13 protein-coding genes are annotated in these 12,278 nt (G+C 40.1%); 4 read left to right on the top strand and 9 right to left on the bottom strand.

Going from position 1 to position 12,278, the window contains the following annotated elements; translation table 11 throughout:
• Nucleotides 1-121 precede the first annotated feature (121 nt).
• From ilvN to miaA, 4 genes are all read right to left on the bottom strand, one after another.
• Nucleotides 122-694, bottom strand: a complete 573-nt coding sequence (ilvN, locus tag N6B01_RS08570; protein ID WP_182417364.1) for an acetolactate synthase small subunit — start codon at nt 692-694, stop codon at nt 122-124.
• Between the two features lie 92 nt (nt 695-786).
• The gene (locus N6B01_RS08565; RefSeq protein ID WP_262078295.1) at nt 787-2,586 is read right to left on the bottom strand and encodes an acetolactate synthase 3 large subunit; all 1,800 of its coding nucleotides are present in this window, start codon (nt 2,584-2,586) and stop codon (nt 787-789) included.
• A gap of 343 nt (nt 2,587-2,929) precedes the next feature.
• Nucleotides 2,930-3,181, bottom strand: a complete 252-nt coding sequence (locus tag N6B01_RS08560) for a hypothetical protein (RefSeq protein ID WP_262078294.1) — start codon at nt 3,179-3,181, stop codon at nt 2,930-2,932.
• 10 nt (nt 3,182-3,191) lie between these two features.
• Nucleotides 3,192-4,136 (bottom strand): tRNA (adenosine(37)-N6)-dimethylallyltransferase MiaA, encoded by a 945-nt coding sequence (gene miaA / locus N6B01_RS08555; protein WP_262078293.1) that lies wholly within the window; start codon nt 4,134-4,136, stop codon nt 3,192-3,194.
• Between miaA and serB the strand changes: the two genes are divergently transcribed.
• A complete protein-coding gene (gene serB / locus N6B01_RS08550) occupies nt 4,135-5,034 on the top strand; it encodes a phosphoserine phosphatase SerB (RefSeq protein WP_262078292.1) in 900 nt (299 codons plus the stop codon). The genes miaA and serB overlap by 2 nt on opposite strands.
• A 400-nt stretch (nt 5,035-5,434) precedes the next feature.
• Entirely contained in the window at nt 5,435-5,722 is a 288-nt protein-coding gene (locus N6B01_RS08545; RefSeq protein ID WP_262078291.1) for a GNAT family N-acetyltransferase, read from the top strand.
• A gap of 169 nt (nt 5,723-5,891) precedes the next feature.
• Here the strand turns inward: N6B01_RS08545 and N6B01_RS08540 are convergent, their stop codons facing one another.
• From N6B01_RS08540 to N6B01_RS08520, 5 genes are all read right to left on the bottom strand, one after another.
• Nucleotides 5,892-6,215 carry an ArsR/SmtB family transcription factor gene (locus N6B01_RS08540; protein ID WP_182417357.1) on the bottom strand — a complete coding sequence of 108 codons (324 nt, stop codon included), beginning with the start codon at nt 6,213-6,215 and terminating at the stop codon, nt 5,892-5,894.
• Between the two features lie 384 nt (nt 6,216-6,599).
• The gene (locus tag N6B01_RS08535) at nt 6,600-7,631 is read right to left on the bottom strand and encodes a quaternary amine ABC transporter ATP-binding protein (RefSeq protein ID WP_262078290.1); all 1,032 of its coding nucleotides are present in this window, start codon (nt 7,629-7,631) and stop codon (nt 6,600-6,602) included.
• Nucleotides 7,632-7,663: 32 nt separating this feature from the next.
• Nucleotides 7,664-8,410 carry an ABC transporter permease gene (locus tag N6B01_RS08530; protein ID WP_262080623.1) on the bottom strand — a complete coding sequence of 249 codons (747 nt, stop codon included), beginning with the start codon at nt 8,408-8,410 and terminating at the stop codon, nt 7,664-7,666.
• 652 nt (nt 8,411-9,062) lie between these two features.
• The gene (locus tag N6B01_RS08525) at nt 9,063-10,016 is read right to left on the bottom strand and encodes a choline ABC transporter substrate-binding protein (RefSeq protein ID WP_262078289.1); all 954 of its coding nucleotides are present in this window, start codon (nt 10,014-10,016) and stop codon (nt 9,063-9,065) included.
• Nucleotides 10,017-10,160: 144 nt separating this feature from the next.
• Nucleotides 10,161-11,027 carry a LysR substrate-binding domain-containing protein gene (locus N6B01_RS08520; protein ID WP_262078288.1) on the bottom strand — a complete coding sequence of 289 codons (867 nt, stop codon included), beginning with the start codon at nt 11,025-11,027 and terminating at the stop codon, nt 10,161-10,163.
• Between the two features lie 109 nt (nt 11,028-11,136).
• Here N6B01_RS08520 and N6B01_RS08515 point away from each other — a divergent pair, with 109 nt between their 5' ends.
• Both N6B01_RS08515 and N6B01_RS08510 read left to right on the top strand, forming a co-directional pair.
• Nucleotides 11,137-11,268, top strand: a complete 132-nt coding sequence (locus tag N6B01_RS08515; RefSeq protein WP_256434226.1) for a hypothetical protein — start codon at nt 11,137-11,139, stop codon at nt 11,266-11,268.
• A 4-nt stretch (nt 11,269-11,272) separates the two neighbouring features.
• Nucleotides 11,273-12,169 (top strand): DMT family transporter, encoded by an 897-nt coding sequence (locus N6B01_RS08510; protein WP_262078287.1) that lies wholly within the window; start codon nt 11,273-11,275, stop codon nt 12,167-12,169.
• The last annotated feature ends 109 nt before the right edge of the window (nt 12,170-12,278 follow it).

Genomic DNA, 12,278 nt, shown 5'->3' with positions numbered 1-12,278 from the left:
CGTCTTGTTTATTTGATTTTTAAAAAATCAAATGCGCCCACTATAAAAAAAGAGTGCTCATTGATCTTATCAAAAAACACTCCTTTAATATTTATGTCAATCTTAGGCTGATTAAGCAAAACTACATGCCTTGCACGCCGCGATTCATCGCAACAATACCCGTGCGACAAATTTCAATTAAACCCAATGGGCGCATAATCGAAATAAATTGATCGATTTTTGACGATTTTCCGGTAATTTCAAAAATAAAATGGTCAACGGTGGCATCAACCACTTTAGCATGAAATGCATCGGCAAGCCGCAGCGCCTCAACGCGGTCTACCCCTTTGCCAGACACTTTAACCAAGGCAAGCTCGCGCTCGATCGGTGCATCTTGACGCAATTCCTTAGCGCGCTCTTCAAGGTCGATGACGCGGTGAACGGGCACGATGCGTTCTAATTGATGGCGAATTTGGTCAATAACATGCGGTGTTGCGCGTGTTACCACCGTGATGCGCGATAGGTGTTGCTCTTGCTCGGTTTCAGAAACGGTAAGGCTCTCAATATTATAACCACGACCGGAAAATAGGCCGATGACACGCGCAAGAACTCCGGGCTCATTATCAACCAAAACCGCTAATGTGTGCTTTTCCAAGGGATCATTATCAGCCTCGATGAAATAAGCTGAACCGAATTTAAGACTTTGGGTATTCATGGTCTTATTCTTTCTAGCAAATGCTATAAATAGGTTTTGAAAAACAGTGTTGGCGCCAAATTGATCAGCGCCAAGGCTTTTGTGTTTCAATATTAGACGAGTGCGCGTCCTTCGCTATCAATGGCGTTGGCTACAGCTTCATCGGTTGCTTCATCTGGCAAGAGCATATCATTATGCGCGCGCCCTGATGGTATCATCGGGAAACAATTTTCAAGCGCAACCACATTACAATTGAAGATAACTGGACCATCAGTCTCGATCATTTCAATGATTTTATCATCAAGTTCGCTTGGTTTGCTGCATTCAATGCCCTTTGCGCCATAGGCTTCAGCTAGTTTCACAAAATCTGGCATAGCCTCAGTATAGGAGTTGGAAAGGCGGTTGCCATGCAATAATTGCTGCCATTGGCGCACCATGCCCATATAATGATTGTTCAAAATAAATACTTTTACTGCGGCATTATATTGGATAGCGGTACTTAATTCTTGAATGTTCATCTGGATAGATGCGTCACCTGCAATACACATAACCAAATCATCAGGATGGGCAATTTGCACACCAATTGCCGCAGGAAAACCATAGCCCATGGTGCCAAGGCCACCTGAAGTCATCCAATGCTTTGGCTTGTCAAAACCAAAATATTGCGCCGCCCACATTTGATGTTGACCAACTTCAGTGGTGATATAGGGGGTGCGTTCCTTGGTAAGCTCATAAAGGCGCTCAATCGCATATTGCGGCATGATGACATCGCGGTTTTCGCGATAGGCAAGTGAATTGCGGCGGCGCCATTTGTTAATTTCTTGCCACCATTGCGCGCGTGATTGTGCATCGGGTTTTGGTTGAACTGCGCGATAGCGGCGCATCAAATCTTCCAATACGCGGGCAACATCACCAATGATTGGTACATCAACACGGATATTTTTATTAATAGATGACGCATCAATATCAATATGGATAATACGGGCATTGGGCGCAAAAGCGTCAACCCGGCCGGTGATACGGTCATCAAAACGCGCACCAATCGCTACCATAACATCACAATCATGCATGGTCATATTCGCTTCGTAAGTGCCATGCATACCAAGCATGCCAAGCCAATTTTTACCGGTTGCCGGATAAGAGCCAAGCCCCATCAAGGTTGACGTGATAGGAAAATCACCAAATTCCACCATTTCGCGCAATAGGCGAATCGCATCGGGCCCAGAATTCACAACGCCGCCGCCTGAATAGATTACAGGCCTCTTTGCTTCTGCAAGAAGCTGAACCGCATATTCAATGGCAGTAGCATCGCCATCAAGCACGGGCTGATAGCTAGTGCGCGGCATAGATTTTGGTGCTGTGTAAATACCTGTTGCAAATTGAATATCTTTTGGCACATCAATAAGCACAGGTCCGGGGCGGCCAGTGCGGGCAATGTGAAATGCCTCATGGATTGTTTTTGCAAGATCATTTACATTTTTCACCAACCAATTATGCTTGGTGCAAGGACGGGTAATGCCAACGGTATCGGCTTCTTGAAAACCGTCTGTGCCAATTAATGAAGTTGGAACTTGTCCTGAAATACAAACAAGGGGAATAGAATCCATTAAAGCATCTTGTAGTGGTGTGACGGCGTTAGTTGCTCCAGGACCCGATGTTACCAGCATGACACCGACTTTACCTGTTGAGCGAGCATAGCCTTCCGCAGCATGTCCTGCTGCTTGTTCGTGGCGAACCAAAATATGTTGGAATGTTTCCTGCTGGAAAATTTCGTCATAAATTGGAAGTACAGCACCGCCCGGATAACCGAAAATATGTTCGACACCTTGATCAATAAGCGCCTGAACTACGATTTCCGCCCCTGACATTTCCTGCCCATCTCTTGTCTTTTTCGGTTTTTGGTCGTTTATCATTGCTGTTACTCGTTTTTTGCTGATATTAAAAATAAAAAAGGCCCCCTTGTGGGAGCCTGGTTTTGCGCATGGGAGGCTTGTGCCGGGTGGTTACACCACCAGCTCCATGCGCATCCACACCACAAGAATAATAAGAAACTTTTTCATGAAAATAGCATATTCGCGTAATTTCCATTCGTCAATAACTATTTTTATGTAATTTTATTATTTGGATAAATCTATTCTGCATAAAATAAGTTTATATTTCTGCCTGATGATAAACGACATAATTAAAAAGTGAACATTCAATATGTACTCTTACCATGTCGACTTTTTACGAAGCTAAGTTAAAAACCAAGTTTTTTTACCCTTTTGCTAAATAGGTAAGTAAAGCTTTCAAAGTTTGGGGTGTACCATAAGCCATAATTCCTTCATAAGTCTCAAACTCTATTTTAATCTCTTGATCATCAATACAAAATAGCCATGTCTCAATTGCTTGAGATCCCGCAAGCGCCCAATCATGTTTTACAAGAGTAGCATTTTTATCATGCAAATATCGTTTGATTTTTAATATTAATGCGGTATCTGTTTCACTGCCAAGATTGATTGCATTCATAATTAGCGCTTTAACTACCCATCAGATTTTTTAAAGAAATAAATGCTTTGTCGCTACTTTCAAAATGCTGCCAATCCTCTTTAAATTGATTGCGAAACCATGTCATTTGTCGTTTGGCATATTGGTGGGTTTCAATTTTTGCCCGCTCTAACGCTTCATTCAATGGGGCTTTGCCACTTAAAAAATTAGAAAACTCACGCACGCCAATAGCTTTCATTGCTGGCATTGAGGGCTCAAGGTCAAGTGCTAAAAGCGCCTCTACTTCGTCCAATGCGCCGAATTTTACCATCTGATCAAGGCGTAGGCTGATGCGGCTTTTATTGCTTTGGCGTTCGGGTGCCAAGACAATTTTAATCGCATTTTCAGCATTGATTAAGGGCTGTGTCTTTTGTGCCTGCCACCAAGTTATAGATTTTTGGGTCGCCTCAACGATTTCTAAAGCCCTTGCAATGCGTTGTCCGTCATTTGGATTAAGGCGCTCTGCGGTTATTGGGTCCTCCCTACTTAAAACTTCATGTAAAGTTGGAGCGCCTTTTTCAATTAAAGCATTACGCCATTTTTCACGAATATGATTTGGTATTTCTGGCATTTGTGCAACGCCGCCGATTAGCGCGCGAAAATAAAGACCTGTACCACCTACAAAAATGAGCGTTTTGTTGGCGATTTGATTATCGTATAAAAGTTGTTGAACATTTTCTAACCAGTGGCCAGTAGAAAAAAATAGCTTAGGGGAAACATGTCCATAAAGATGATGAGGTGCTTGCGCGAGTTCGCGAGGCGAGGGGCGTGCGGTTAAAAGATTTAAAACATCATAAATCTGCATGGAATCTGTGTTAATGATGACACCATCATAGGCTAAAGCTAGATCAATTGCTAATTGTGACTTGCCGCTGGCTGTCGGACCGGCTATCAAAATAATATTGTTTTTTTGCGTGTTCGCGGAGTTCTGATCCATGCCTAATAGTGAACCTCTTATTGCTACGCTCATTGCCAATCCGGTTGATCCAGTTTTAACACCTGCATTGGCTGAAAAAGCCTCACAAAGTGTTAATGCAAGTGCTATTTATTGGCTTGCTGATAATATTGCTCTTGATATGCCATTAAAGCAAGGCATATCGCAAGAGGAAGCCTATCAAACTTTACTGGAAAGTCTTGATGGGGAGCCAATCGATGTAGTTGTGCAAAAAGTAGAAAAGCGCCGCAAGAAATTGTTACTTGCTGATATGGATTCTACCATGATTGAGCAAGAATGTATTGACGAGCTTGCAGAGGAAGCAGGGCTTCGCGATCATGTTTCCGACATTACCAAACGTGCAATGAATGGTGAGATTGCTTTTGAACCCGCATTACGCGAGCGTGTAGCTTTATTAAAAGGTTTACCGCTTACAATCATTGACAAAGTTATTAATGAGCGCATTAGCCTCATGGCAGGTGGTCGCGAACTCATACAAACAATGCGGGCAAATGGTGCTTATACTGCTTTGGTATCGGGTGGTTTTACGTTGTTTACTTCTGTCATTGGTGAAAAAATCGGCTTTAATGAGCATAATTCTAATCAATTATTGCATGATGGTGAAAATCTCACTGGTATTGTACAAGAACCGATTTTAGGCAAACAAGCAAAACTTGATAAATTATTAGAAATCTGTAACCGCTTGAGTATTACCCCGCTTGAAGCAATGGCAGTCGGTGATGGCGCTAATGATCTTGCTATGTTGCAAGCCGCAGGCTCTGGCGTAGCACTACATGCAAAACCCGTTGTTGCAGAAGCTGCTTCCATGCGAATTGACTATAGCGACTTAACTGCACTTTTATATATTCAAGGTTATCGAATAGTGGATTTTAAAGGTTAATTATTTTTGAAAAATAGAGCGTAGTAAAATGCGCTCTTACACTGCTTTTATAGTAGTTAAACATTAGCTGCTTTTTTCACCATATAGAGTGTAGAAAAACAATCTCATCAATATTTTGCATTTCGATAAAGATATAGAATAATAGAAAGATAAGATAAATGGAGACAGCTCGCTTGATTATTCGTAATTAGCAGGATGCTGATTTTTTAGCCTTTTATCGCTTAAATAATGATTCAAATGTCATGGTTTTTTTCCCAAAGCGGTTAGATGAGCACGAAGCATTTGAAAAATTTTACCAAATACGCGAAAATAATGAAAAACTAGTTTTTTGATCTATGCCTTAAAAGACAAGGCATTTGGTAGACTTATTGACCTATATGGATTGCAAGAGGTGCACTTAATGTCAATAATACCAGCTGGAAAAATTGAAATATCATGGCCTATTTTGCCTGAATTTCAGCGCCGAGGCTTTGCTTTTGAGGCAGCCCAACATATCATGAATGATGGCTTTCAACGTCTTGCTGTCAATGAGATTATTGCTTTTACTGCTGCTGTCAATTTGCCTTCACTTGGGTTAATGCAAAAATTGGGCATGCGTGAATTATTAGAAAAGCGTTTTATTCACCCCAAGGTTCCTGATAACCATGCTCATTTAAAGCCTCACCGCATTTTTGCGGTCCATAAATGATATTGGCTATGAATTGTCTTAACTTTCAGGAAAATAAAGGATAGATATTGTTGTAATGAGTATATGTGGAGGCAAATAATATTGCCCAACAAAAAAATGCTGGGCAATATTGTTATCGTTTACACACGGATAAACGGTCATCTAAAAAAATATATTTTTGCTTGAAAAATTAATTTTTAACAGATGGTTTGCGTGCAAACATTGTTTCCAATGTCGTTAATACTGGTGTTATCATTGGTGATGCAACTGAGTAATAAATTGTTTGTGCATCACGTCGTGTTGTAACGAGTTTGAGTGCACGCAATTTAGCTAGATGTTGCGAAAGTGCAGACTGACTTAAGTCCACTTTTTCGGCAAGCATTCCAACAGAAAGCTCCGCATCTGATAATTCGCACAATATTTGTAGTCGTTTTTCATTGGCCATTGCCGTCAAAAGGCCGCTAGCCTTATCCGTGTTCAAAACCAAATTTTTAAATGCAAGTTTGTTTGTCATTCAGTTATCCATCAAGCAGAATGTTTCAATGAATGGCTATGCACAAGCATAGACATCCCATCAAGATAACTAGCCCCCAATTCAGATGACTAAAACAAGTGAATTGATAATAAAGGCTTATGTACTAAAAAGCACACCCCACCGCTAGCCAATTTTAATTAATGTTTTTTAAAATAGCCTTTATTATAAGCTATTCCTATTGCCCCGATAAAAAACATTAACTAATCTTATTGATATTTAATTCGTGTATTATTGTCAAATGAAGTTTATCAATTACCGACATCTATTTTATTTTTTTTGCGTAAAAAGGCATTCTTATTTAATAGGTGCTAAAATTTAAACTTAAAATATGGGTTTTTTTTCTAAGTATAGTCATAAAATACATTAACGCCGAGAAAGATGCGTGAGGATTTCCCTGTTGGAAACACTACCGATGATTTGACCTTTTTCAACGATTCCAATCTCTCCCGGGCTTCTTGCTAAAGCATTGATAAGCTCGCTAAGAGGGGTTGTCGCTTTAGCCATGGCCGAGACGCGAACACGTGCTGTTTCACGGTTGAAGGGAAGCATGATATCGCGTGCTGTTAAAAATGTCAGTGGGTTAATATGTTGAACAAATTCAGCAACATGACTATCAATTGGTGATAAGACAATTTCCTGTGGAGTGCCATATTGGACAATGCGAGCATCACGCATAATGGCAATGCGGGTGCCAATGCGCATCGCTTCATTTAGGTCATGGCTGACAAAGATAATCGCTTTATTTAAGCGCTTTTGAATTTCTTTTAACTGGTCTTGCAAGTGGGTGCGAATAAGCGGATCAAGAGCTGAAAATGGCTCGTCCATTAAAAGAATCGGTGCGCCTGTGGAAAAAGCTCGCGCAAGACCAACTCTTTGCTGCATTCCGCCTGAAAGGGCACTAATGGGGTGGTCGGCCCATTCTTCAAGACCGACGAGAGCAAGTTGTTCTTTTACAATTTCTGCGCGGGTGAGTCTTGGAGTTTTAGCTATTTCCAAGCCAAGTCCTACATTTTCTGCAACGCTTCGCCATGGTAGTAACGCAAATTGTTGAAATACCATAGATACAAGCTTGGTGCGTAAAAACTGTAGTTCACGCTTTTTTAATTTTGCAACATCATAAGCATTATTCTCATCTTCAATAATGACTTGGCCGCGTGCCGGAGCGATAAGCCCGTTTATTGTTCGCAAAAGTGTTGATTTTCCAGAGCCTGAAAGCCCCATTAAAACCAAAATTTCACCTTGCTCAATGGTAAGGTTACAATTGTGAACGCCTAATATGCCTTTGGTTGCTGTTTCAACCTCACCTCTATTAGCGCCCTCATCGGCTAAAGCCAAAGCTTGCTGTCTATTTTTGCCAAAAACTACTGACACATTGTCGATTATAACGCGGGTCATTTAAATTTACCTTTCAATGCGCTTTTTTATGGTCAGCGTGTTTTGCCGGGGCGGAACATGCGGTCAAGGAGAACGGCAATAACTACAATCATTAGGCCTGCTTCAAAGCCAAGGGATAGATTGGCCGTGCTAAGGGCACGTACAACTTTAACGCCAATACCGCCTCCGCCAACAAAGGCCGCAATCACCACCATGGATAATGCCAACATAATTGTTTGGGTCATTGCTGCACGTATTTGCGGAAGAGCTGATGGAAGCTCAACTTTCCATAATAATTGCCAAGGGCTTGCACCAAAGGCACGGCCAGCTTCAAGCAATATATGGGGAGTGGTTCTAATGCCAATTTCAGTAAGACGGATGGGGGCAGGTAGAACAAAGATAATTGTTGCAATCATACCTGGTACCATGCCGATACCAAAAAACATTAAAGCCGGTATAAGATAAACCAACGAAGGTATAGTTTGCATCAGATCAAGAATAGGCTGGATAAACCGATAAAAATGCCGGTGGTGGGCCGCATAAATGCCGATTGAGACGCCAATAAACATGCAAATAAGACAAGACCAAAAAACGATTGAAAGTGTTTCCATCGTATCTTGCCAATAACCTTGATTAATAATGAACAGCAAAGCAATAACAACGAGAACAACCACGCTAATACGTTCTTGCATAAACCAACCCAATAAGGCGAAAATCAAAATAAGTGTAGCCTCTGGTGGCCAAAAATCCATATTGACCAATCTTGTAATAATTGTAAGAGCAAGAACAACTGCGCCCAATAATAGGCGAGGTAGCTGCTTTGATAAATTGCGGCTAGTTATAAGGTAAAAAACGAGCGTGATGCCAAAGCCAGCAATAAGAATGGTATTATAAAGGGGGGTAAAAAAACTATCAATAATTGCAAGGGCTATTAAGCCAGTTAAAAGCAAAATTCTATAACGCCAAGTTTTTTCCATTACCCACGCAAAAAGCATTATAAATAAGAGCAGCAATGGCGGAGCCATTAAAAATTCCAATGTCCATTGCAATACTGCATCAAGGCTAGTGCTAAAATAATCAAGAGGAAAGCTAAAGCTATCTTTAAGCCAAGTAAATAGCCACTCGCAATAATCACCTATCGGTATTTTTATAGCAAAAATATTTTGTAGCCATGTGAAAACCATTTCAAAAAAACCAAAAATTGGGTTTTTTTCCGCATTAGAATAGTCCAATGGTATCTCCATTTCTACACATAGGCAATCTCCCGTGAATGTCATAAACTATCCACGGGATTTAACGTAAATTATATCGAGGCTTATATACCGCAAATTTTGTTTTTTAAAACCATAACCAACATAATAGTTAATTGGCGATTAAAACATGCTGATAATGCTTTTATGTTAAGAATATCTCAATAACCTTAAATATACCAATTTTGACTTATTGGATGCTTTATTTGCTAATGGCATCTTTTACCAATGCAAGGCTTTCTTTGCCATCAAATGTGGTAACTCCTTCAAGCCATTGGTCGAGAACGTTGGGGTTGTTTTTTAACCAACTTGCTGCCGCGAGTTCTGGCTTTATGTGTTTTTCCAAAATGTCGCCCATAATTTCGTTTTCCATGGCAAGCGAAAATTCTAGATTGTTCAATAATTGGCCAACATTAGGGCATTCATTGGTATAATTCTTGCGAACATTGGTACTAACTGTCGCGCCGCCAAAATCTGGTCCAAAATACTCGTCGCCGCCATTTAAATAGGCAATGTCAAAGCGAGTATTCATTGGATGGGGTTCCCAAGCTAAAAAAATGATAGGTTTCTTTTTAGCAATGTCGCCTTGCACTTTTGATAGCATGGCTTGTTCAGATGATTCAATAATTTTAAATCGATCAAGCCCATAGGCATGTTTTTCCAACATAGAAATAATAATGCGATTGCCATCATTGCCAGGTTCAATACCGTAAATTGCGTAATTCACGTCTTTGCCAAATCTTGCAATATCTTCAAAGCTTTTTAGGCCGGCGTCATAAGCATATTGTGGTACTGCAAGGGTGTATTTTGCACCAGTTAGGTTTACCCTTACAGTTTCCACGCTACCTTTATCAGCATAAGGCTTTAAATCTGCCGCCATTGATGGAGACCAATAGCCCAAGAATACATCGATATCACCGCGTGAGAGTGCTGCATAAGTTATAGGAACAGACAAAAATGTTGTTTTGGTTTCATAGCCAAGTTTTTGTAAAATATGTGATGTTACCGCCGTTGTCGCAGAAATATCGGTCCAGCCTGGTTCAGCAAAGCGTACAGTCTTACAGGCTTGCGGATCATTGGCAAGAGCGGATGAAATCAATGCAGGCGTGGTTAAGCAGCAAGTGAGTGCAATGCCAAATATTTTTAGTAAATTCATGGGCTGGGAGTTCCTGTTTTGTGAATTTTAGCAAGCTTTACAAGTTTCGGATGGTAAAAGAATTACAAACGAAAAAGACTTTATCACGAAAAGCTTTCTATTCCTATCTATGAAAATAGCTATGATTAATTCAATTTATCGCGGCTATTGCGAGATTATCCAGTCTTTCACCTTTTCAATAATACGTCTTTTGGTACTATGTTTAAGGTAAACAATATAAAAAGCTTTTTCCATCAGTAATTGATGGTTAAATGCAAGAGCCAGCCGGCCGGCATCTAAATCTTGTTTTATAAAGCCAAAGCTAGTTAACACAATTCCTTGTCCAGCAAGGGCCGCGTCTATCGCAAGCGATGTTTGGTTAAAATGCAAATTACGCCTTATATTCGGGCGCGGTGCATCAAAAAACGTATCAATAAATTGTGGCCATGCGTCATGAATGTCATGCAATAATTGATATTGCACAAAGTTATCCTTCACTTGGGGATCGCCAATCTTATTTAATAAAAGTGGGCTCGCCGCTGCAACCAAACTATGATCGAGAAATTTTACCGCATTTAATTCTTTGCTAAAAGGCGGCGCACTATAACGTAAAGCAATATCTACATTATCCGTTGCAAGATTGGATAATCTATCGGTTGCAAGAATAATAAGGTCGATATCAGGATGGGCTTTTGTAAAATCTGGTAGGCGCGGCAATAGCCATTTAGATGCAAATGTCGGGGTGACGCTTAATGTTAACTGCATAGGCTGTGGTTTTATATTTTCAGTTGCTTCTCTAATTTGCGAAAAAATAACATGCATTTTTTCGGCATAAATTGTTCCTGCACTTGTTAGTGCAAGCCCGCGCGGCAAGCGATCAAATAGATGAATACCGATTTCTTTTTCAAGCGCACGCACTTTTTGGGCAACTGCACCTTGAGTTACCGATAATTCTTCAGCCGCGAGCCGAAAATTGAGATGACGCGCCGATACTTCAAAGGCACGAAGACCGTTAAGTGAGGGAATTTTCATGCTGTCCAATAGAAAATCTACAGTCGATAAGAGTTAATATGATTTGTTGGGCTTTGTTTATCGAGTTAATAAACTGAGATAAAACGATTTTTATCAAAAGGATAATAATATGACAATAGAAAATATACTTCGTTTATTGTTTAGTCAGATTGATATGAAGCGCAATTTATTGCCATTGCTTTTAACTGCCAATTGGGCAGGTTTGCTATTTTCGATGATGCTGGGTTGCCAAAGGCGGTAGGATAATGAGAAAGCAAGCTCTTTTAGCCTTTGTGTTTATAGCGATTATTTGGGGAACGAATTTTATTTTTGTTAAATGGTCGGCTCAATATCTTAATCCGCAGCAAATTGTTTTCATGCGCTGCGTTTTTGGATTTATTCCCGTTTTTATATTTGCATTTATAACCCGTTCAATAAAATTGCATCATATTTTTTATCTTCACCATTTTATTGTTATGTCTTTTTTGGCAACAAGTCTTTATTATTATGCTTATGCGGCAGGTACTGCGCTTTTACCCTCAAGTATGGCAGGGTTGTTAAGTGGAGCGATTCCCATTTTTACCTTTATTTGTGCCTTTTTGTTTTTAAAGGCAGAAAAAATCACCGCTTTAAAATGTTTAGGGGTATTTTTCGGCTTTATTGGCGTTGTTCTTATTGCCCAGCCTTGGTCGTTAAAAGGAGAGGTTGATTTGAAAGGCGTTTTTTTGATGGTTTTAGGGTCGCTTAGTGTTGGCGTATCATTCGTTTATGCTAAGAAATATTTAAGTCCGCTTAACTTGCCTGCTAGTGCTTTAACCACCTATCAAATTGGGCTTGCATCAATATTTTTATATTTTATTACCGATATGAATAATATTGGTACTGTTTGGGCATACCCTAAAGTGTGGTTGTCGCTAGTTTTGGGGTTGGGGTTACTGGGAACGGGCTTTGCTTATATTTCCTATTATTATATAGTTGCAAAGCTTGGCGCGGTTGCGGCTGCAAGTGTTACCTATTTTCCGCCTATCATTGCGCTTTTTATTGGTGTGTTTCTGGCTGGGGAAAAAATAAGTATTTTAGCCTATTTTGCCTTGGTATTTATTCTACTTGGTGTTGCATTGTTACAATTTAAACCAAAAAATATGGGTGGATCTAATATTTAGCCCACTGTTTTATCATAGAATGGTTATAAATTAAAAGTTAGCTATTGACCATTGTTATTTATAGAAAGTATTCTTTTCATTATTAAAAGCCAAGACATAGTGCTGTTTT

The sequence above is a fragment of the Bartonella sp. HY406 genome (genome assembly GCF_025449315.1).
GTDB lineage: Bacteria > Pseudomonadota > Alphaproteobacteria > Rhizobiales > Rhizobiaceae > HY038.
This window is presented reverse-complemented; position numbering and strand designations above follow the sequence as displayed.

What these genes read in the sequence shown, in the direction of transcription:
- N6B01_RS08515 (WP_256434226.1), top strand. Translation starts at nt 11,137, where the DNA reads ATGACAATAGAAAATATACTTCGTTTATTGTTTAGTCAGATTGATATG.
- N6B01_RS08525 (WP_262078289.1), bottom strand. Translation starts at nt 10,016, where the DNA reads ATGAATTTACTAAAAATATTTGGCATTGCACTCACTTGCTGCTTAACC.
- N6B01_RS08535 (WP_262078290.1), bottom strand. Translation starts at nt 7,631, where the DNA reads ATGACCCGCGTTATAATCGACAATGTGTCAGTAGTTTTTGGCAAAAAT.
- N6B01_RS08540 (WP_182417357.1), bottom strand. Translation starts at nt 6,215, where the DNA reads ATGACAAACAAACTTGCATTTAAAAATTTGGTTTTGAACACGGATAAG.
- serB (WP_262078292.1), top strand. Translation starts at nt 4,135, where the DNA reads ATGCCTAATAGTGAACCTCTTATTGCTACGCTCATTGCCAATCCGGTT.
- N6B01_RS08510 (WP_262078287.1), top strand. Translation starts at nt 11,273, where the DNA reads ATGAGAAAGCAAGCTCTTTTAGCCTTTGTGTTTATAGCGATTATTTGG.
- N6B01_RS08560 (WP_262078294.1), bottom strand. Translation starts at nt 3,181, where the DNA reads ATGAATGCAATCAATCTTGGCAGTGAAACAGATACCGCATTAATATTA.
- N6B01_RS08545 (WP_262078291.1), top strand. Translation starts at nt 5,435, where the DNA reads ATGTCAATAATACCAGCTGGAAAAATTGAAATATCATGGCCTATTTTG.
- N6B01_RS08520 (WP_262078288.1), bottom strand. Translation starts at nt 11,027, where the DNA reads ATGAAAATTCCCTCACTTAACGGTCTTCGTGCCTTTGAAGTATCGGCG.
- N6B01_RS08565 (WP_262078295.1), bottom strand. Translation starts at nt 2,586, where the DNA reads ATGATAAACGACCAAAAACCGAAAAAGACAAGAGATGGGCAGGAAATG.
- miaA (WP_262078293.1), bottom strand. Translation starts at nt 4,136, where the DNA reads ATGGATCAGAACTCCGCGAACACGCAAAAAAACAATATTATTTTGATA.
- ilvN (WP_182417364.1), bottom strand. Translation starts at nt 694, where the DNA reads ATGAATACCCAAAGTCTTAAATTCGGTTCAGCTTATTTCATCGAGGCT.